This is a genomic window from Pseudomonas sp. E141 (genome assembly GCF_052659885.1).
Window position 1 is genome coordinate 3174344 of the sequence record NZ_CP084024.1, and the last position, 20316, is coordinate 3194659.

A 20316-nucleotide genomic window follows, 5' to 3' on the forward strand; every position below is an offset into this window, starting at 1 on the left:
GCGATGCGCGGACCTGCCGTGATGTTCGATAACGTCTCGCTGCAACTGGGCGGTACACAGGTGCTCGATGCGGTGAGCTTTCGGGTGGAAGCCGGTGCGCTGCACTGCCTGGTCGGCCCGAACGGAGGGGGCAAGACCTCACTTGTGCGCGCGCTGCTGGGCCAGATGCCGCATTCCGGGGTTATCCGCTTCGAGGGTGTCGCCAAGCCGGTGGGCTACGTGCCGCAACTGCTGGATTTCGACCGCAACGTGCCGATGACGGTCAACGATGTGATGGCACTGCTCACTCAGCGCCGGCCGGCTTTCCTGGGCTCAAGTCGCTCCGCGAGGGCGGCGCAGGCCGAGGCCCTGGCGCGTACCGGTGTGGCCGGAATAGGCACAAAACCATTTGGCAGCCTGTCCGGTGGGCAGCGCCAGCGCGTGCTGCTGGCCCAGGCGATCAGCCCCGCGCCGTGGCTGCTGGTCCTCGATGAACCCACCGCCGGTATCGACGAGGCCGGTGTGCGCCTGGTGGAAGCATTGGTGGCCGAGTTGCACGACTGCGGCGTCACCGTCCTGTGGATCAACCACGATCTCGAACAGGTCAGGCGTATCGCCCAGTCCGTGACCGTTATCAATCAAAGGGTGCTGTTTCATGGCCCGGCCGATCAGATCGACTGCCGACTGGAGGATATTCGATGAGTGCCTTGTACGACTTCATCCGCGATCACCTCCAGACGCTCGCCGCGCGCCAGATGCTGCCGCAACCGTTCGAATACGAGTTCGTGATCAATGCGCTGATGTGCGCCGTTCTGATCGGACCCTTGTTGGGTGTGCTGGGCTCAATGGTGATGATCAAACGCATGGCTTTCTTCAGCCAGTCCGTTGGCAATGCTGCGATGACTGGCGTTGCCATTGGCGTGCTGATTGGCGAGTCCTATACCTCTCCTTACCTATCGATGTTCGGCTTCTGCCTGCTGTTTGCGCTGACGCTGAAATACACCCAGCACCGCACGACGCTGGCCAACGACACACTGATCGGGGTGTTCCTGTCCATTTCGCTGGCAGTCGGCGCCTCGTTGCTGCTGTTTGTGTCGGCGAAGATCAACACCCACGTGATGGAAAGCGTGCTGTTCGGCTCCATCTTGGCCGTGGACCACACCGACATGAATGTGCTGCTCGGCGTAACGGTCATTTGCGCCCTCATCGGGCTGCCCCTGTACAACGGCATGTTGCTGTCCAGCCTCAATCCGAGCCTGGCACATGCGCGCGGCGTGCCGGTGCGCAGCGTCGAGTACCTGTTTGTGGTGTTGGTCACTCTGGTGACGGTGGCCTGCCTGAAAATCATCGGTGCGGTATTGGTCGAGGCCCTTCTGCTGATACCCGCCGCGGCGGCCCGCAACGTCACCCGCTCACTTGCGGCACTGGTCACGCTGGCCATCCTGATTGCGACGTTTTCCTGCGTGGTCGGCATCCTGGCGCCTATGCAATTCCACATCCCGGTGCCGACCGGCGGTGCGATCGTGCTGGTCGCCTCTCTGGTGTTTGTCTTGACCACCATCATCCGTGCGACCTCGTCGCGATTCAGAGGGACCAGCGTATGAAATGGCTTTGCCTGTCACGTGGATCCTGGCTGGCGGTGTTGGCCCTGCTGCTGGGCACCCAGTTCCCGATCTTTGCCGATACCGGCCGCCAGCGGGTGCTCGTTGCGCTGCCGGCGATGTACGCACTTACGTCGGCGCTCAGCGAAGGCACGCTCATCCAGGTCATGCGGCTACCGCCGGACAGCCCCGTACCCATGGAGAGCCTGGCCAATGCGCTGTCGCGTCTCGATCCGGCCGTGTTCCAGCAAGCCGACGCCGTGGTGACCCTGAGTCATCTCTGGCGTGCGGACCCATTGTATGCAACGGCCCGGCGCCACAACCTGCGCATCATCGAGATCGATGCCTCGCGTTCATGGGACACGATCAAGCCCGGCGTGGCCGTGATGCGCGTGCCACCGAACGACGTGCCCTGGGCCGTCGCGAGCAACATCGACAGCGGCCCGTCGCCCTACGCCTGGCTCGGTCCCGTCAACGGCATGCGCATGTCGGCGCTGATCGCTGCCGACCTGACACGCCTGTCCCCCGCCGATGCGCCTCGAATCGAGAGCAACCTCGCCGCACTTGAAAGCCGCCTGCGCCGGCTCAAGGCCGACTACGGCGCGCGGATGGTAGCGCTGCCGGATGTGCGCGTGCTGTCGCTGGCGAACGAGTTCACCTACCTGTTTGGCGAGTTCGGCATCTTTGTCGACGGCTGGTTCGTGCGCCAGGACCTTGACTGGAGCGACGCCGATCGCACCGCACTGACCCGATACCTGCGCGAGCGTGACATCCGCGTAGTGGTCCACAAGTGGATACCGGATGAAAAGATCGCCAGGGCCATCCAGGACGGCGGCGCACGGTTGCTGCTACTGGACACCGGCAATCCGGGAGAACTCGCCGACGCAGCCGGCGACTACATCGCACTTCTGCGCTCGAACCTGGAGGCGTTGCTGACGGCCTTCTCCCCGGCTGGCAACGACACTACAAGCGGCGATGATCAATCGCCATCCCATGATCAACCTCGTGCGCTGAGACCAAAGATCCTATGAGCCACATAACTTCAACCATTCGAATATCGATGGCAGGCACCCTCTTGCTCTGCCAGACAGCGTTGGCCCATGGGCCCGTGCTCGACTGCTACATCGAGCGCGATGACCAGGTGAAGTGCGAGGCCGGGTTCACCGATGGCAGCTCTGCCGCCGGCAGAAAAATCCATATCCAAAACCCAAGCGACAAGGTGTTGCTCGAAGGCGAGGTCGGCAAGGACAACACCTACACCTTCCAGCCCCCCACCGGAAACTATTCCGTGGTGTTCCTCGGTGGAGCCGGCCATGACGTAACCATTCAGTCCTCCGACATATCAAGGTGAAAATGACCATGACGTTCAAACGAAAACTGCTCCAAGCCATTGCCGCGACTACATTCAGTGGCTTGACCGGCGCTGCACAGGCGCACTTCCAGATGCTCTACCTAGAGGAAACAGCGCTGCAGCGTGCGGAAAAACTGGAGTTCGCGCTAGTGTTCACTCATCCCTTCTCCGGCGGCCCCACCATGGCCATGGATGAACCCCGGGCCTTTAACCACACCAGCGCGCACGGCGGGGAAAAAATCAATCTGCTCGAATACTTACGTCCAGTCGAGTGGCAGAGTCGCGATAACCGGTCGACGGCCTATCGAGCATCGATCCCACGTGAGCTGGTGCGCTCACTGGGTGACCATATCTTCGTACTCGAGCCCGAGCCTTATCTGGAAACCGAAGAAGGTGTCTACATCCAGCAATTCACCAAGCTGATCGTGAACGTGGGTGGAGTACCCGGTCACTGGGCAGAACCACAAGGGTTGCCGGTTGAGATCCAGCCCCTGAACAAACCTTATGCCAACTGGACCGGCGGAGTATTCCGCGCCTTGGTGCTGGCCGACGGCAAGCCCGTCCCGTTCGCCGAGATCGAAATCGAATACCTCAACCATTCCGTTGATGTCGAGAAAAACGCCTTCGGCGAGCAGAACTACATAACGGCTCCTCAGGCTTCCTTCAAAGCCCTTAGCACCTACTCGGATTCCCAAGGCATCGTGACCATTGGCCTGCCCCGCGCCGGGTGGTGGGGTATCGCAGCTCTCGACATCGGGACAACGAAAACCCACAAAGGCAAAGCCCTGTCGCAAGACGCAGTGCTGTGGGTGCAGGCCAGAGACATGAAATGACACAAACCCAACCGTTGCGCGTAAAGCCTTGGAGTCGATCATCCTTGTTTCCAGGTCGAACGCGCCTTGGTTATGCCAATCCCGAAACCGTTGATCACCGTTGACGCCTCCCCGCTATTCGCAACGCTTCAAGTTCTTCGCTCCCGTAGCCGAATTCTGCGAGAATTTCGGCGAATAACGCGCTCTGCCTGTCACGGCTCACGCACGTCAATGCAGCTTATTCCCCCTCGTAGTTGACCATCCAGGCAATCCCGAAACGGTCTTCGAACATGGCAAAACGTTCCGCCCAAAAGGTCTTCGCCAGGGGCATCTGCACGGTGCCACCTGCACTCAAGCCATTGAACAGCCGTTCGGCCTCTTCCACGCTGTCGACGTTGAGGGAAACCGACACGCCTTGCGGCTGGCGATACGGCTGGCCTGGCGGGCAGTCGGAAGCCATCAGGCTGAAATTGCCCACGGTCAGGCAGGTGTGCATGATCAGGTCGGCGTCCTTGGGCATGCCGACGTCCTCCGGCGCCTCGGCAAAGGACATGGAAAACAGCTCGCCGCCAAGTACGTCCTTGTACAACGCAAAGGCTTCCTTGCAGCGGCCGTTGAAGGTCAGGTAAGGGATGATTTTCATGCTCGCAACTCCTGTAGTCGGCTCACAATTGATTGGACAACTGCGCCCGCAGACGCTCTTCCTGCTCGCGCAACTCGGGGGTAAAGCTCTCGCCAAAATCCTCGGCTTCGAAGATCTGGCGGATCTCGATTTCACTGTCACTGATCATCGGGTTCGGGCAGCGTTTGACCCAGTCGATGGCTTCCTGCAGCGACTGGACCTGGAAGATCCAGAAGCCGGCAATCAATTCCCTGGTTTGCGCAAAAGGCCCCTCGACGACGGTCCGGTTCTTGCCGGAAAACTGCACACGCACACCCTTGGCACTGGGATGCAGCCCTTCTCCGGCGAGCATCACCCCGGCCTTGAGCAATTCTTCATTGTAGGCGCCCATGGCGGCGAGCAATTCTTCGCTGGGCATCTGTCCGGCTTCCGATTCCGGGCTGGCTTTGACGATCACCATAAATCGCATGCGCTTGTCTCCTGAGAGTGGATGGATTAAGCCGCCCTTGTGGTGGCTCTGCGGACTAATCGAATGGCAAGGGTCGAAATCGACAGCCTGACGCAATTATTTTTTTGGCAGGCCGTTGCGGCTTCAGCCATGGATCACTCGGAGCAACGGCGCAGCCTTTCACACCATCCGAATGAACACTGCAAACCGCAGAAACGCTTAAACAGCCGTCATGCTCGACGATAGATGCTGGGCGTGACCCCCACTTCGCGGCGAAACACCTGGGAAAAATGGCTGGGGCTCGAATAGCCGACCTCCAACCCGACATCGATGATGCTTCGGTCCGTCTCCAGCAGCAGATGCCGGGCGCGGCTCATGCGCAAGCGAATGAAGTACTGCGAGGGTGAAAGCCCGGTGGCGCGTTTGAACATGCGGCTGAAGTGGTACTCGCTCAGTTGCGCAACCCGAGCAAAGTTCGCGAGGCTGAAATCGGCGGCAAGCCCCTCGGTCATTGCCTCGATAACGCGGCGCAGTTTGTAGGCCTGCAACGCGTTGTTGCGCCGGGCACTGCGGTTTGGGTCAAGGTAGCGCCGCACCAAATGCACGGCCAGCGCCTGAGCCAGGCTGTGGGCAAACAAGGGGCTGGGCTGGCGCTCGTCGATGAGTTCCTGGCGCAGTTGCTCCAACAGGAAACTGATTCGTTCATCCCGGTCACCGGAAACATCGAGGAAGCTGACCGGCTCGGCGTGTTCGCCCAGTACCTCGCGCGCGGCTTGATCAATCAATGGCAGGCCGAGATACAGGTGCATCACCTCAAAAGCGTCGCAGCCTTGGGTCTGCCAGCGCATCTCGTAGGGTTCGCCAGTGTTGGTGAGAAAGAAGTCGCCGGTCTTGACGTCGGACGCTACCCATTCCCCACCCAGAACGCGCTCCTCGACCCGAGCCGCGCCCGCCAGCACCCACACCAGCAGAGGCTCGACCACCGCAGGCACCAGGATGGGCTCGACGATGCTGTGATGGCTGAACCGCAACATCACCACGTCCTGCATCTGCGGGCGCGGCGGTAACGTCTGCGGCGTTCCCGGCAAATAGTGCAGCATCGATTCGCCCGTAATGCGTTGAGCATCGCTGGCGAGGTTTTGCGGACCGGGTTGGTGCACAGGATGCTCCATCGACAAAGCCCTCTGACGAGGACTGGTGCCAACAGGATAACGCGGCGGCGGCCATGAGCAAGGTTGCGCGACAGACCGTGTGCGCCGGAGCCTCGCATGCTGGAGCAAAACCCCAACAGTCCAGGCAAGCCTGCGAAAGCCCGAACATGCACATTGAGAGACAGTGAAGCCGTCGATAACGACAGCGCCTCACGGGCGCGGAGCCGGCGAATGTCTCCTCGGCTCGCAACGCAGGAGAGCATCATGACTGATATCACCTACAGCATCCCCCACGAAGTCGCAGGCAAAGTCGCGCTGGTCACCGGCGCGGCCAGTGGCATCGGCAAAGCCATCGCACTGTTGCTGCACGCTCGTGGCGCCAAGGTCGTTGCTGAAGACCTGAACCCCGCCGTCGAAGAGCTCGCCCGTCCCGGGCTGGTGCCGCTGGTGGCGGACATCAGCGAAGACGGAGCCGCCGAGCGCGCGGTCGGCCTGGCCGTCGAGCAGTTCGGCCGGCTGGATATCCTGGTCAACAACGCCGGGATCATCATCAACAAGCTTGTCATCGACATGACCCGTGAAGACTGGGAGCGCATTCAGGCAGTCAACGCCACCGCGGCCTTCATGCATTGCCGCGAGGCGGTGAAAGCGATGATTCCCAACAGATCCGGGGCAATCGTCAACATCGCCTCTTACGCATCCTACTTCGCCTTTGCGACGATCGCAGCCTACACCGCGTCCAAGGGCGCGCTGGCCCAGTTGACCCGCACGCTGGCGCTCGAAGTGATCGAGCATGGCATCCGCGTCAATGCCATCGGCGTCGGCGATGTGGTGACCAACATCCTTAATGACGTGGTCGACGACGGCCCCGGCTTTCTGGCCAAGCACGGCGAAGCGGCACCCATCGGCCGCGCTGCGCAGCCGGAGGAAATTGCCGAAATCGTCGCCTTCCTCGCCTCGGACCGCGCGAGTTTCATGGTCGGCTCGGTGGTTATGGCCGATGGCGGCATGACAGTCACCGCGGGCTAATGCGGCGTTGTCGCTGCACACCCCGGGCAAGGATGCCCTCGGCTGGCGTCTGTTGACTTTGGTCTGGATCGATAAGCCGGTTCGGTGTCGGTTACGCCATACAGGATCAGGCAAACCCGCGACATTTTTGACATAACGGCCAAGCGGATCCACTCCCTACTCTGGACTCACGAAACGGATGACACCGGACGGCCCGGACAGGGCCATCCGAACTCGCTGTTCAAATGTGAGGGCAGAACATGAAAAGCATCAGCCGATTGTTGATCGGTACCGCTTTGAGCGTCGTTGTCGTCTCGGCTGATCTAACCGCAGAAGGAGAATGGAACATGCAACGTATTCAACCTACTACCGCCAGTCACCCCTACACCGGCATGTGGATCACCGCTGATGGGAATATTCGCCATGAGCTGTTGCCAAATGGGCGCTACGACGAGGCTCGCGGAAATCGCGAAAGTGCTTATCAGGGGCGTTACGAGGTGGAAGGCGATTACATCCGCTACTGGGACGACACGGGCTTCACTGCCGATGGAACGTTTCGGGACGGCGTCCTCTACCACGCAGGGATGGTGCTCTATCGCAAGTGACAGAGACGCCCGGCTCCTTTTGGCCGGGCGTTTCTCGTCTCGCCAGCATGAAGGATGCATAAAACCACCCTCGAGCGGAGACTGGTCGTCCGTTTCATCGCCAGCGTTGCGCCACCGGCTAAGAACGAAACGCATCAACCTTGAGCCCATACCGACTCATCTTGTTGTACAACCCCCCACGCGACACATTCAGCCGTTGAGCCGCCAGGCGGATGTTTCCGCGCGTGTCTGTGAGGGCGGCAATGATTGCATTCATTTCATGGGTGCCAAGGTCCGGCGCCGTCCGAGGTTCAGGGACGCTCGCCCACGTCGATAGTCGCCCTCGCTGCCTGATCTCCAGCGCAAGATCGCTCGGCTGGATCAGTTCGCTCATCGCCAGGTTGGTCGCCCGCTCAATGACGTTTTCCAGCTCGCGAACATTGCCCGGCCAATCGTAGGCGCCAAGCATATCCAGTGCCACGGGAGAAAGGTCCTGCGTCGATTTGCGGAGCGACCGGGCACAACGCGCGAGAAAATGCCGCGCCAGCAACGGCACGTCTTCGCGGCGCATTCGCAGTGGCGGCACGGTCAGGTTCAGGACGTTGAGCCGGTAGTAAAGGTCCTCACGAAAGGCGCCCTCGGCCACCGCCTGGCTCAGGTTGCGGTGAGTGGCGGCAATGATGCGAACGTTGACCCGCAGCGATTTTTTTGCCCCCACCCGTGTCACCTCGCCTTCCTGCAGGACGCGCAGCAAGCTGACCTGCGCATCAAAGGACATGTCACCGATTTCGTCGAGGAAGATCGTCCCGCCATCGGCCAATTCGAACTTGCCTGCCGAGCCACCGCGAGCCGATCCGGTGAAAGCGCCTTCGACATGACCGAACAGTTCGCTCTGCACCAGGTCACGGGGAATAGCGCCGCAATTGACCGCCACGAAAGGACCGCGACAACGGCCGCTGGCATTATGGATCGCCTGGGCGAACAGCTCCTTGCCTGTGCCGCTCTCGCCGAGGATCAGCGTGGTCGAATCACTGCGACTGGCAATCCGTGCCAGGTGCACTGCATCCTGAATCGCCCGTGAATGGCCGAGGATGGTTTCGAAGGTGTAGCTGGCCTGGGTGCCCATGATCCGCCGGGTGATTTCCCGAATGCGTCGGTTTTCGCGCAACGAAACAATCCGCCCGCCTTGTTCCAGCGGGCAGACCGACACCAGGCAGGCCAGATGGCTGTGGTCGTGCAGTTCAAAGGTGCAATCCAGGTCCCGTACGCCCTCCCCGCTGGCAAGCAGGACGGCATCGGTCAGCTCACTTTGTCCCAGGCTCTTGAACGGACTGCCGAGCAGGTCATGACCCACGCGGAACAACTGCCGGGCGTAATGGTTGAGCGCCTTGATGCAGCCCTGCTCATCCAATACCACCAAGCCCTCGTTGAGCACTTCAAGCACGGTTTGTTGCTCTTCCAGCAAGGCCTGCAGCGCCATCTGCCTCGAGACCGCCTCGGCTGCGGCCTGGACGGTGCCCAGCGTATGGAAATGAAACCAGCCTGGCTCCGCCGTCAAGGTCAACATACCCAAGGTTCGGCCCTGAGCATCCCGGATAGGCGCGGCGGCGCAATGCATGCGGCGCTGGCGCAGGCCAAGCCCAAAGTTCTCCTCGGCTAGCACATAGACCAAACGGTCTTCGACGATCGCCAGCCCGGTGCAATTGGTGCCCTGTACCGACTCCAGCAGGCGACTGCCTATGGGGGTGAGGTCCAGGCCACAAAAGTACAAAGTCGTGCCTTGGGTATCGGTCAGATTGATATGGCCCTTGGGGTTGTAGGCGAGCAAACCGCGCATGACCTGCGCCGCCGCGGCGATCAGCACCCGGTTGGCTGCCAGTGTCGCGGCGAGGTCGTCGGGCGCGACAAAACGGTACTCACCGTCTTCTGGATCAAGGCCGGCATGGACGCTGCGCAACCAGGACTCCCAAATCACCCGCCTGATTCCGGCAGGGCGATCGATTACCCCCTGCAAGCACGCTCGCCAGGCCTCATCCAGCGCAGTGCCGGGCCCTTCGTTCAACGACGCAGGGCCAAGCGCGGTGAGGTAATCGCGGTCTTCGGCGCTCAAGGCGGCAGGTTGCTGATTCATCATTCGGCCATATGTTCATATTTTCGACATGTCAGTATAGACATGTAATCAAAATGAACATGAATACAAACGACAATGAATAAAATCTGTTTAATATCAATGAGTTGATTATTGGCACAGCGCTTGCTCCCTGCTTATCCAGACGAGGACATTCTTAGCGCCGAGTCGTAAAAACAATAAAGGGAGTCATGTTCATGAGTACATCCAGGATCATCCGCCTTGGCCTTATCGGCGCCGGCCGCATGGGCAGTTTTCACGGCCTCACCGCCGCCCGCCACATCCCCGGCGCGTGCCTCGCTGCCATCGCCGACCCTACTCCCGGCCAGGCCGCGCGCCTGGCGGCAGAACTGGACGTGCAGAAGGTCTATGCCGATCCACAGCAACTGCTTGATGACCCGGACATCGACGCCGTGTTGATTGCCGCCCCGGCGCGCAGCCATGCCGAACTGGTGATCAGTGCGGCCCGGGCCGGCAAAAGTGTGTTCTGTGAAAAACCGATGGCGATCACCCTGGACGAAGCCGATCGCGCCATAGCTGCGGCTGCCGATGCTCGGGTGACACTCCAGGTCGGCTTCAACCGGCGCTTTGCCAGAAGTTTCCGCACCGCTCATCTGGACGTGGTTGCCGGCCGGATCGGTACGCCACAACTGCTGCGCTCGCTGACCCGCGACCCGGCGCTGAACAACCCCGCCGCGTCACCGCAATGGGTGATCTTCCTCGAAACTTTGATCCATGACTTCGATACCCTGCGCTACCTGAATCCGGGCGCCGAGGCGGTTGAAGTTTTTGTGATGGCCGATGCCCTGATCGCACCGGCCTACAAAGACAAAGGATTTCTCGACACCGCGGTGGTCACGATCCGTTTCGACAACGGGGCCATCGCCACGGCCGAAGCGAATTTCCAGGCGGTCTATGGCTACGATGTCCGGGGCGAAGTGTTCGGCAGCGCTGGCATGCTGACCATGGGCAACGTCAACGACTCCGACCTGCTGCGCTACCTGGCCAATGGGGTTCAGGCCGACACCCAGCGCATGGACACCGACTTGCTGCGTGATGCCTATGTGGCTGAGCTCAACCACTTTGTCAGTTGCGTACGCAGTGGCGAAAAACCTCTGGCCAGCGGTGAAGACGCCCGTGCGGCACTGGCCATTGCTCGCGCTTGTATCGAGTCCTTCCAACTGGGCAAACCGGTGCGCGTACAAGGAGCTCATTCATGAGTTTCATACCGTTCAAACTGGCGATCAGCGCCGAGATGGTCTTTCTCGACCTGCCCTTTACCGAGCGGGTCAAACGCATCCACGCGCTGGGCTTCAGCGTCGAGATATGGAACTGGACGACCAAAGACATCCAGGCTCTCGTCGCGACTGGCGCGGATTTCACCTCCATGACCGGCTACATCTCGGGCAACCTGACCGATCCCGAGGGTATCCAGCAACTGCTCGACAGCTCCCAGGAATCTCTAGCCGTCGCAGCCCAATTGGGTTGCCCGTGCCTGAACCTGCACGGCACCGGCCTGGGTGATCAAGGATTGCCAGTCAAACCCGTTGCCCAGACCACCGGCCGCATGTGGTTGAGCGCCTGCAAGACACTGGAAAAAATAGCCCGCCTGGGCGAAGACGCGGGCCGGGTATTCCTGCTGGAAAACCTCAACACTGAAGTCGACCACCCAGGCACGCCTTTCGCCCGCGCTGACGATACCCTGGCACTGATCGAGGCCGTGGGCAGCCCGCACCTGAAGATGAACCTGGACCTCTATCACGCACAGATCGGTGAAGGAAACCTGATCGAACTGATCCAGCGCGCCGGCAGCGCCATCGGCGAAATCCAGGTCGCCGACGTCCCGGGCCGCATGGAACCCGGCACCGGTGAAATCCACTATCCCGCCATTGCCAGGGCCTTGTTCGGCATGGGATACAGCGGTGTCGTCGGCCTCGAAGGCTGGGCCAGCGGTGACAGCGAAGTCGCGCTTGAGCGTTTCAGACAGGCCTTCACGCTTGATGGATGAGGCCGGCACTGGATTCATTTAAAACCCGCGGAAAATTTCTTGGTGACGTTCAACTCATAACAACAAAAGGAAAACCATCATGCGTCGTTGCACACTGCTTTTCGCCACCCTGCTATTGCTCTTGAGCCAATGGGCCATCGCCGACTATCGCATCGGCGTCAGCATCGCCAGGGTCGACGACAACTTCATGACCTACGTGCGTAACGGCCTGGACGAGGCCGCGAAAAAGGAAAACGTGCAGATTCAATTCGAGGACGCCCAAGGCGATGTGGTACGCCAACTCAACCAGGTCCAGGGTTTTATCAATCAGAAAGTGGATGCGGTCATTGTCCTGCCGGTGGACACCTCCGCCACGGCCAACATCACCCGCGCCGCGGTCGAAGCGAAGACGCCGCTGGTCTACGTCAACCGTCACCCGGACGAGCGCACCTTGCCCAAAGGCGTGGTCACGGTGGCGTCCAATGACATTGAGGCCGGACAGCTGCAAATGCGCTATCTGGCCGAAAAGCTCGGAGGCAAGGGCAACCTTGCGATCATCATGGGCGACCTGGCGCAAAACGCTACCCACGACCGCACCGAAGGCGTCAAACAGGTGCTCAAGGATTATCCCGGGATCAAGGTTGTCGAGCAGCAAAGTGCCGAGTGGCAGCGCAGCAAAGGGATGGACCTGACCAGTAATTGGTTGCTGGCGGGTAGCCGTTTCGATGCCATCGTCGCCAACAATGACGAGATGGCCATCGGTGCAGCCATGGCGTTGCAGCAGGCCGGCAAAGCCAAGGGCGAGATTGCGATTGTCGGTATCGACGGCTTGCCTGACGGCCTGGCGGCAATCAAGCGCGGGATGCTGGTCGCCTCGGTATTCCAGGACCCCAAGGCCCAGGCGAGCAGCGCGGTACAAGCAGCACTCAAGATGATCAAGGGAGAGCCGGTGGAAACGGACGTCTGGGTACCCTTTCAGTTGATCAAGCCTGAGCAATTGGCGGTGTTTGAACAACATTACAAGTAGCGAAAAGCTCAACACTTCGCCGCGATCCCGGCAAGGGATCAGCGGCGATTCACAACCCCAAACCCTATTGAGCAACACAGCGCGTCATATAAAACCCGCCGAGTCACTGCCCCACCCTGGCCCAGAATTCTTCGGCAGATGGACTGAGTGGCGCTACTGGACGGGTCAGATGAATTTCCAGCGGTATATCCCAGCTTTCGTCGAGCGCTCTGACCAGGCGCCCATCCAGTATTTCTTGCTCGGTGAGGCTCCTGGGCAACCAGGCCACGCCTTTGCTTTCCAGGGCCATGGACATTAGCACCGCTGCAAGGTGGCTGCTAAAAAGTGGTTTGAGGTGAAGGTAATCTTCTTTGCCACGCAGTCTGTGCGCGACGATACGCCCCAAACCGGATTCATGGGTGTAAGCGAGGTACGGCAATGCCGCAGGCGAGGTGCCGAAGTTAGCGCAGGCACTCGCAAGAGGAACGAGAACGTCTTCACCCACCTTCTTGCCGATGAACTGATCAGGGGCCAGTAGCGGTGGAACATCGGGATGGCGGTGGCAGAGCAGAAACTGAACCTGGCCATGTATCAGCATCTGCTCACAGGCAGCCATGCTGTCTGAGTGCAGTTGCACAGCCTCAATGGGGGCACCGTTCTCTGAGCTTCGCAGCCACTTGGGAAAAAATGTAAACGACAGGGAGTGAGTTGCCGCGAATTGAAGCGACTTGGCGGCCATTCCAGCAACCTCTTGAGCCTCGTTGCGCATTCTGTACAAGCGCCTGGCAGCCTCTTGGGCACTTGGCAAAATTTGCCTGCCAGCTTCAGTAAGCGTCGCTCCTTGAGGCGTTCGAACGAACAACTGCACCCCCATCCAACTCTCTAACGAGCGCACTCTGCGGCTGAATGCCGGCTGGGTAACGTGCCGCGCTTCAGCCGCCCGAACAAAGCTGCCGTACTCCGCAAGCGCTGAAAAATCTTCAAGCCAGACGAGTTCCAAGGGCCATGCCTCCTGTGCATAGGGTGCGGCATTAATAGCATTGGGCGGGGGCCATCGCAAAGCCTAACGTGGGCCTACAAACAACAAGAGGACCCCGTCATGCGCATCGTAGACATTCGTGAAAAAACTGTTTCCATTGCCTCCCCAATCGCTAACGCCTACATCGATTTTTCGAAAATGACCTGCTCGGTTGTCGCGGTCATCACTGATGTAATTCGTGATGGGAAGCCTGTCATTGGCTACGGTTTCAACTCCAATGGTCGCTATGGCCAGGGCGCACTGATGCGTGATCGTTTCCTGGCGCGTATCACGCAAGCGGATCCAGACACGCTCGTCGACCATGAAAACAACAACCTGGATCCGTTCGCCATCTGGAAAACCTTGATGACCAACGAAAAGCCAGGCGGCCATGGCGAGCGCTCTGTCGCCGTTGGCACCATCGACATGGCGGTATGGGATGCCGTCGCCAAGATTGAAGGCAAACCGCTGTATCGCCTGCTGGCCGACCGTTACCGTAACGGCGTGGCCGATGACAAGGTCTGGGTCTATGCAGCGGGCGGCTACTACTACCCTGGCAAAGACCAGACCAAGCTCAAGGCAGAAATGCAGAGCTATCTGGATCGTGGCTACGACGTCGTCAAGATGAAGATTGGTGCGGTACCGCTGGACGAAGATATCCGTCGCATCGAAGCGGTACTTGAAGTGGTTGGCGACGGCCGTCGGTTGGCGGTCGACGCCAATGGTCGTTTCGATCTTCAGACCGGTATCGCGTACGCTGAAGCCATCAAGAAGTACAACCTCTTCTGGTACGAAGAGGTTGGCGATCCGCTGGACTACGCACTCCAGGCCGAGCTTGCCAATCACTATGAACTGCCCATGGCTACCGGTGAAAACCTGTTCTCTCACCAGGATGCCCGTAACCTGCTGCGCCACGGTGGCATGCGCCCCGATCGCGACTACCTCCAGTTCGACTGTGCTCTGTCCTACGGGCTCGTGGAGTACATGCGCACCCTGAAGGTGATGGAAGAAATGGGTTGGTCTTCCCGCCGCGTAGTGCCCCATGGCGGTCACCAGATGTCCCTGAACATCGCAGCGGGTCTGCACCTGGGCGGCAACGAATCTTACCCGGATGTGTTCCAGCCGTTCGGCGGCTTCGCTGACGGCATCCGCGTGGAAAACGGCTATGTCGGTCTGCCGGATATTCCAGGTGTTGGCTTCGAGGCCAAGTCCGCTTTGTACGCAGTGATGCGTGAGTTGGGCGAAGGCTGATCAACCTCGATCTGCGGTCTCTTTGAAAGAGGCCGCAGCCCCCGGCGTCACCCACTGACGCCGAGCCACATGCCCATCACAACAATAAAATGAGGTGCTTCCGTGGAAATCTCCAAGTCCCGCTGGTATGGCCAGCTGTATGTGCAAGTGCTGATCGGCATCGTGATCGGTGCAGCAATCGGTTACTTCGTGCCTGATATCGGAGCCAAGCTGCAACCCTTTGCCGATGGCTTCATCAAACTGATCAAAATGCTGTTGGCGCCCATTATTTTCGGTACGGTCGTTGTGGGTATCGCAAAGATGGGCAATATCAAAGAAGTCGGCCGGATTGGCGTGAAAGCGCTGATCTACTTCGAGATTCTTTCAACCATCGCCCTGGTCGTCGGCCTCATTGTGGTCAACATCGTGAAGCCTGGCGTCGGTATGAACATCAACGCCAGCGCGCTTGATGGAGGTGCCATTAGCAAATACAGCCAAGCTGCCAGTGAGCAAGGCGGCACCATTGATTTCTTTCTCAATATCATCCCGCAAACCTTCATCGGCGCATTCTCCAATGGCGTCATGCTTCAGGTCATCCTGCTTTCGGTATTGATGGGTGTCGCCCTGGTTCAAATGGGTGAAACCAGCAAGCCACTGATCAACACCCTTGACCTGTTCCTGCAAGGCCTGTTCAAGATCGTTGCAATGGTCATGCGCTTGGCGCCGATTGGCGCGGGTGCCGGCATGGCTTTCACGATCGGCAAATACGGGATTGGCACCTTGCTGTCACTCGGCCAGTTGCTGGTCGCGCTCTACATCACGACCTTGTTTTTCATCGTGGTCGTGCTGGGTACGGTTGCTCGATGGTCGGGCATGCCGCTTCTGCAATTTCTTCGTTATTTCAAAGATGAAATCCTCATCACCCTTGGCACCTGCTCAACCGAAGCCGTGCTGCCACGAATGATGGTGAAACTTGAAAAGCTTGGCTGCAAAAAATCGGTAGTGGGCATGGTGTTGCCTACGGGGTACACCTTCAATGCGGACGGCACCTGTATCTATCTCACCATGGCCGCCATCTTCATCGCACAGGCGACCAATACGCCACTGACCTTTGTGGATCAGATGATTCTGCTAGGCGTGTTCCTGCTGACTTCAAAAGGCTCGGCTGGGGTGGCGGGTGCGGGGTTTGTGACACTGGCTGCAACGCTCACAACCATTCACTCCATTCCTCTGGTCGGCCTCGTTTTGCTCCTGGGCATTGACCGGTTCCTCAACGAAGCGCGAGCCGTGACCAACCTGATCGGTAACGGTATCGGCACCATCGCCATTGCCAAGTGGGACAACTCGTTCGATGTCGAGGCCTGCGAGCGTGAGATCGCCGCCATGAAACACCAAAAGGCGACAAGAAAGGCATTGCTGGCGCAAAAATAATCCGTAAGGCGCTCCGGTCATTCCGTTTAAACCACGGCATGACCGGTAGTGGTTTGCGTTTGGACGAAAGCTACACGTTATTCTTCAGGCTTTCAGGGCTACCTGCGCATAGACCATCCATCACCAAGTCCATCAATCTGGCGAGACGTGGGCGCCATTCGCTCTGGGAATCTATTTGCCATATTCCAGCAGTGGCTAGAAAAAAGTCGTCGTGGGTAACCCCGCTACGAATCGTTCCGGCCTTTTCATTAGCCCTCAAAAGCAACTCGGCGGCTGCCTGGACCGGCGCGTATCCCGACTTCCCAGGAAATTCGTAAGTAGAGGCTGCTTGCCGTATCGCGGTCGCAAGTCCCGCCTTGGTCATTGCATATTCAACGAGGCAGTCCATCCACTCTCGGAGGGCCTCCTTAGGGGGTTTTGTGGCGAGCAGCTGTTCGGCCAACGAGGCCACTTGTTGCATTTCGAATTGGTAGACCTCGAATACCAGCGCCTCTCTGTTGGCGAAATGGCGATAGAACGTGCCCTGTCCCACTCCAGCCTTCTTCGCAATCGCACTCAGCGGGACCGCAGGATCGAGCGTCAGCTCTGCCACAGCGACCTTCAGAATTCGTTCTCGATTTTTCTTGGCGTCAGAACGCATCGCCACTTCGTCATTCCTGGGCAAAGTTATTTCCTTCGCTGCATTGCAAAGCGGACAGTTGTCCGGTAATTTTCAACACAAGTGGACAGCTGTCCGCTTTTGTTCTCTTACTGGAGTTTACTATGAACAGCACGGGCAACACGATTCTGGTTACCGGCAGCACCTCAGGCATAGGCCTTGGTCTGGCGCTAAGGCTTTACCAGGCGGGAAACAACGTAATCATCGCGGGACGGCGCAAGGCTCTGCTCGACAAGATCGTGTCGGAACATCCAGGCATTGAATCGGTAGTGCTGGACGTCTGCGATCCGCAATCCATCCAGCGCACCAGCGAAGCGCTTGCGATCAGTCACCCCAATCTGAACGTGCTCATAAACAACGCGGGCATCATGCACTGGGAGGATCTGACTGATTCCCAATACCTGAGCACAGCCGAAGATATCGTGACAACGAACTTGCTTGGCACGATTCGCATGGTGTACGCCTTGACTCCCCAACTGATCAAGCAGCCCAGTGCAACGATCATCAATGTCAGCTCGGCTTTGGCCTTCGTCCCGCTGCCTGCGACACCGACCTACAGCGCAACCAAAGCGGCAGTTCATTCATTCACTCAAAGTCTTCGAGTGCAGCTGGAGAACTCATCAGTCGAGGTCATCGAGCTTGCGCCACCGGGAGTGCGTACCACTTTGCTTGGACAGGAAAATGACGAACACGCCATGCCCTTGGACGAGTTCCTGAATGAAATCTTCGCACTGCTCGAGATCGCTCCGACCCCACAAGAACTGGTCGTCGAGCGCGCCAAGCCACTACGGTTTGCTGAAGCGAGCGGTTCACATGCTGAGGTACTCGAAATGCTTGCGGGATACAAACCACCGGCAGAATGATCTCAACCGTGCGGATGACACCTGAAGTATTGCTGGATCTTCGCCACACGCTTAATTCGTTCGCACCCCCAGGCAACGGTAATTGAATATTGTTTGTATGCGAGGAGGTTATTGACATGAAAATCGGAATTATCGGCGCGGGCAACATTGGGGCTACTCTTGCCCGTAAGCTCGCTGCATGCGGCCATGAAGTGAAACTGGCCAACTCGAAGAGCCCTCAGAGTATTCAGGACCTCGCCAACGAAATCGGTGTACGGGCGGTGACCAAGGAAGACGCTGTGTCGGATGTGGATGCGGTTATCCTCTCGATCCCCTTCGCGAAGTACCCCGATCTGCGCCAAACGTTAAGTCATGTTCCCGAGAAGGTCGTCGTCATTGACACGTCCAATTACTATCCGGGACGAGACGGGGCGATCAAGGAGGTAGACGACGGCAAGCCCGAGAGCATCTGGGTAAGCGAGCAGATTGGTCGCCCGGTCGTCAAGGCATGGAACGCCGTTCTCGCAGCGACTCTTGCCGACAAAGGCCAACCAGCCGGGTCTTCAACACGCATCGCCTTACCCGTGGCTGGGGATGACCCCTATGCCGAGGCGATCGCGCAGGATCTTGTCGAGGATACCGGTTTCACCGCGCTTGCCGCTGGCAGCCTTGAGAGTTCATGGCATCAGCAACCAGGCACGCCTGCATACTGCACCGAACTAACCCTGCCGGAGCTAAAATCGGCCTTGTGTGCGGCTGATAAAATCAGGGCGCCTCAAAACCGGGACGCACTTCTGGCCAGATTCATGGCTCCCGGTGGTCAGTTTACACATGAGCAAATTGTTGCCACGAATCGTGCAATGACAGCCTGACTATCGAGCTGCTGAATCGCGCGGCCACCGCCAGATTAGGCGGTAGCCGTCGCTCAATCTCAACGCCGGCAAAGTACAATCCGTTACGGCGGGCGCGCATCGGCGGATCAAATGATTATTGCGCGGAGCCTTCGCTGAGGGTGCTCGCGGCCTGAAACAGGATCTGCCCCACAAAATCGATCTCCTGCTCAGTGATGATCAGCGGCGGCAAGAAGCGCACCGTCGCCCCATGGCGCCCGCCAAGCTCGACGATCAAGCCGTGCTTCAGGCAAGCCTGCTGGAAGGCCTTGGCCCGGGCTGTGTCCACCGGCGGATGGCCCTGTACATCAAGGGTGCCCTGCGGGTCGACGATTTCCATCCCGAGCATCAGGCCGCGACCCCGTACATCGCCGATCCAGGCGAACTCGTTTTGCAGCGCCTGCAGTTGTTTTTGCAGATAAGCGCCGACCTTTTCAGCGTGCTGGACCAGGCCTTCATCGCGGATGAAACGCAAGGTCGCGGTACCGGCCGCCATCGCCAACTGATTGCCGCGGAATGTGCCGGCGTGGGCACCCGGCTGCCAGACGTCCAGCGACTCGTGGTAGACCATGACCGACAGCGGCAACCCGCCACCGATGGCTTTGGACAGGGTGATGACATCCGGCGTGATACCCGATTGCTCGAAGCCAAACATCCGGCCACTGCGGGCAATGCCGCACTGGATCTCGTCGACGATCAGCGGGATGCCGTGGGCCTGGGTCAATCGGCGCAGTTCCTGCAGCCAGCGGTCCGGCGCGGCAATGACCCCACCCTCCCCTTGAATCGGCTCCAGGATCAGCGCCGCCGGTGCGGTCACCCCGCTTTCAGGGTCGTTGAGCAAGTGATCCAGGTAACGCACGTTCAACGTGACTGCCTGATCGCCGGCCACCCCGAACGGGCAACGATAATCGTGCGGGAACGGCAGGCGCTGCACACCTGGCATCAATGCGCCGAGGGCATTTTTCGGTGACAGGTTGCCGCTGATGGCCAGCGTACCCAGGGTCATCCCGTGATAGGCCCCTTCGAACGCCAGGACCGAATGCCGCCCAGTGGCGGTGCGGGTCAGCTTGAGCGCGGCCTCGACCGCATCGGCCCCACTCGGGCCGCAGAACTGGATGCGTGCATGGCGAGCGAACTCGCTAGGCAGGCAAGCGAAAATTTCTTGGACAAATGCGTCCTTCACAGGCGTCATGAGGTCCAGGGTGTGCATCGGCACACCGGCTGCCATGACCTGAGTGATGGCCTCGATGATCACCGGGTGGTTGTGGCCCAGCGCCAGGGTGCCGGCACCGGCCAGGCAATCGACAAACACTTGCCCCCGGCTGTCCTGCACATAAATGCCATGGGCTCTTTCAAGCACCAGCGGAATGCGTCGCGGGTAACTGCGGGCGTTGGATTCCTGCTGTTGCTGACGGTCCAGCAGTGGGGTCGAATCGAGGCAGTAAGGACTCGACAGACCGGTGTGCAACAGGCGCAGCTGTTGCGCGCCACCCGCTGTGACATTCGAAAAAGCACTCATGATTTCCTCCATGGAGGCTGGGTTTGGAAGGGAACGAACAGCCTGGAAACA

General features: G+C 59.3%; 21 protein-coding genes. 14 read left to right on the forward strand and 7 right to left on the reverse strand.

All coding sequences use genetic code 11. The features are described 5' to 3' along the window. Nucleotides 1-3 precede the first annotated feature (3 nt). From GKKCFE_RS14140 to GKKCFE_RS14160, 5 genes are read left to right on the forward strand one after another with little or no spacing between them, the layout of a single operon-like run. Nucleotides 4-681, forward strand: a complete 678-nt coding sequence (locus tag GKKCFE_RS14140; RefSeq protein WP_256677107.1) for a metal ABC transporter ATP-binding protein — start codon at nt 4-6, stop codon at nt 679-681. After that, nucleotides 678-1583, forward strand: coding sequence for a metal ABC transporter permease (locus tag GKKCFE_RS14145; RefSeq protein WP_445576667.1), 906 nt, complete (start codon nt 678-680; stop codon nt 1581-1583). Before GKKCFE_RS14140 ends, GKKCFE_RS14145 begins: the two co-directional genes overlap by 4 nt. Further along, nucleotides 1580-2611 carry a metal ABC transporter substrate-binding protein gene (locus GKKCFE_RS14150; protein WP_445576668.1) on the forward strand — a complete coding sequence of 344 codons (1032 nt, stop codon included), beginning with the start codon at nt 1580-1582 and terminating at the stop codon, nt 2609-2611. The genes GKKCFE_RS14145 and GKKCFE_RS14150 overlap by 4 nt, the downstream gene beginning before the upstream one ends. A gap of 29 nt (nt 2612-2640) precedes the next feature. Continuing rightward, on the forward strand, nt 2641-2931 hold the full coding sequence (locus GKKCFE_RS14155; protein ID WP_139049763.1) for a hypothetical protein: 291 nt from the start codon (nt 2641-2643) through the stop codon (nt 2929-2931). Between the two features lie 2 nt (nt 2932-2933). Further along, complete coding sequence (locus GKKCFE_RS14160; RefSeq protein WP_445576669.1) at nt 2934-3764, forward strand: DUF4198 domain-containing protein; 831 nt, start codon at nt 2934-2936, stop codon at nt 3762-3764. Between the two features lie 217 nt (nt 3765-3981). Here GKKCFE_RS14160 and GKKCFE_RS14165 read toward each other — a convergent pair whose 3' ends face one another. From GKKCFE_RS14165 to GKKCFE_RS14175, 3 genes are all read right to left on the reverse strand, one after another. Further along, on the reverse strand, nt 3982-4386 hold the full coding sequence (locus tag GKKCFE_RS14165) for a VOC family protein (protein WP_139049761.1): 405 nt from the start codon (nt 4384-4386) through the stop codon (nt 3982-3984). A 22-nt stretch (nt 4387-4408) separates the two neighbouring features. Continuing rightward, nucleotides 4409-4834 carry a YciI family protein gene (locus GKKCFE_RS14170; protein WP_445576670.1) on the reverse strand — a complete coding sequence of 142 codons (426 nt, stop codon included), beginning with the start codon at nt 4832-4834 and terminating at the stop codon, nt 4409-4411. 209 nt (nt 4835-5043) lie between these two features. Then, nucleotides 5044-5985: a helix-turn-helix domain-containing protein gene (locus tag GKKCFE_RS14175; RefSeq protein WP_445576671.1), complete on the reverse strand. Its 942-nt coding sequence runs from the start codon at nt 5983-5985 to the stop codon at nt 5044-5046. Nucleotides 5986-6228: 243 nt separating this feature from the next. Between GKKCFE_RS14175 and GKKCFE_RS14180 the strand changes: the two genes are divergently transcribed. Together GKKCFE_RS14180 and GKKCFE_RS14185 are read left to right on the forward strand one after the other, a co-directional pair. Continuing rightward, nucleotides 6229-6993, forward strand: a complete 765-nt coding sequence (locus GKKCFE_RS14180) for an SDR family NAD(P)-dependent oxidoreductase (RefSeq protein ID WP_107322853.1) — start codon at nt 6229-6231, stop codon at nt 6991-6993. 326 nt (nt 6994-7319) lie between these two features. Next, complete coding sequence (locus GKKCFE_RS14185) at nt 7320-7577, forward strand: Atu4866 domain-containing protein (RefSeq protein ID WP_047225532.1); 258 nt, start codon at nt 7320-7322, stop codon at nt 7575-7577. A gap of 118 nt (nt 7578-7695) precedes the next feature. Here the strand turns inward: GKKCFE_RS14185 and GKKCFE_RS14190 are convergent, their stop codons facing one another. Beyond that, nucleotides 7696-9687 carry a sigma-54 interaction domain-containing protein gene (locus GKKCFE_RS14190; protein ID WP_445576672.1) on the reverse strand — a complete coding sequence of 664 codons (1992 nt, stop codon included), beginning with the start codon at nt 9685-9687 and terminating at the stop codon, nt 7696-7698. A 194-nt stretch (nt 9688-9881) separates the two neighbouring features. On the opposite strand from GKKCFE_RS14190, the gene GKKCFE_RS14195 reads away from it, so the two are divergent. From GKKCFE_RS14195 to GKKCFE_RS14205, 3 genes are all read left to right on the forward strand, one after another. Then, the gene (locus tag GKKCFE_RS14195; protein ID WP_047225856.1) at nt 9882-10904 is read left to right on the forward strand and encodes a Gfo/Idh/MocA family oxidoreductase; all 1023 of its coding nucleotides are present in this window, start codon (nt 9882-9884) and stop codon (nt 10902-10904) included. Continuing rightward, the gene (locus tag GKKCFE_RS14200; protein ID WP_445576673.1) at nt 10901-11692 is read left to right on the forward strand and encodes a TIM barrel protein; all 792 of its coding nucleotides are present in this window, start codon (nt 10901-10903) and stop codon (nt 11690-11692) included. Before GKKCFE_RS14195 ends, GKKCFE_RS14200 begins: the two co-directional genes overlap by 4 nt. 79 nt (nt 11693-11771) lie before the next feature. Continuing rightward, a complete protein-coding gene (locus GKKCFE_RS14205; protein ID WP_445576674.1) occupies nt 11772-12698 on the forward strand; it encodes a sugar ABC transporter substrate-binding protein in 927 nt (308 codons plus the stop codon). Between the two features lie 103 nt (nt 12699-12801). On the opposite strand, the gene GKKCFE_RS14210 is transcribed toward GKKCFE_RS14205, so the two are convergent. Further along, nucleotides 12802-13677, reverse strand: a complete 876-nt coding sequence (locus GKKCFE_RS14210) for a LysR family transcriptional regulator (protein WP_047225528.1) — start codon at nt 13675-13677, stop codon at nt 12802-12804. A gap of 99 nt (nt 13678-13776) precedes the next feature. Here GKKCFE_RS14210 and GKKCFE_RS14215 point away from each other — a divergent pair, with 99 nt between their 5' ends. Beyond that, a complete protein-coding gene (locus GKKCFE_RS14215) occupies nt 13777-14946 on the forward strand; it encodes a mandelate racemase/muconate lactonizing enzyme family protein (RefSeq protein WP_047225527.1) in 1170 nt (389 codons plus the stop codon). Between the two features lie 102 nt (nt 14947-15048). Then, on the forward strand, nt 15049-16356 hold the full coding sequence (dctA, locus tag GKKCFE_RS14220; RefSeq protein ID WP_076384140.1) for a C4-dicarboxylate transporter DctA: 1308 nt from the start codon (nt 15049-15051) through the stop codon (nt 16354-16356). Nucleotides 16357-16426: 70 nt separating this feature from the next. On the opposite strand, the gene GKKCFE_RS14225 is transcribed toward dctA, so the two are convergent. Next, nucleotides 16427-16996, reverse strand: a complete 570-nt coding sequence (locus GKKCFE_RS14225; RefSeq protein WP_047225855.1) for a TetR/AcrR family transcriptional regulator — start codon at nt 16994-16996, stop codon at nt 16427-16429. Nucleotides 16997-17118: 122 nt separating this feature from the next. Between GKKCFE_RS14225 and GKKCFE_RS14230 the strand changes: the two genes are divergently transcribed. Both GKKCFE_RS14230 and GKKCFE_RS14235 read left to right on the forward strand, forming a co-directional pair. Beyond that, nucleotides 17119-17877, forward strand: coding sequence for an SDR family oxidoreductase (locus tag GKKCFE_RS14230; RefSeq protein WP_445576675.1), 759 nt, complete (start codon nt 17119-17121; stop codon nt 17875-17877). Between the two features lie 116 nt (nt 17878-17993). Next, nucleotides 17994-18728, forward strand: coding sequence for an NADPH-dependent F420 reductase (locus tag GKKCFE_RS14235; RefSeq protein WP_107322858.1), 735 nt, complete (start codon nt 17994-17996; stop codon nt 18726-18728). Nucleotides 18729-18843: 115 nt separating this feature from the next. Here the strand turns inward: GKKCFE_RS14235 and GKKCFE_RS14240 are convergent, their stop codons facing one another. Then, nucleotides 18844-20265 (reverse strand): diaminobutyrate--2-oxoglutarate transaminase, encoded by a 1422-nt coding sequence (locus GKKCFE_RS14240; RefSeq protein WP_274090193.1) that lies wholly within the window; start codon nt 20263-20265, stop codon nt 18844-18846. Nucleotides 20266-20316 lie beyond the last annotated feature (51 nt).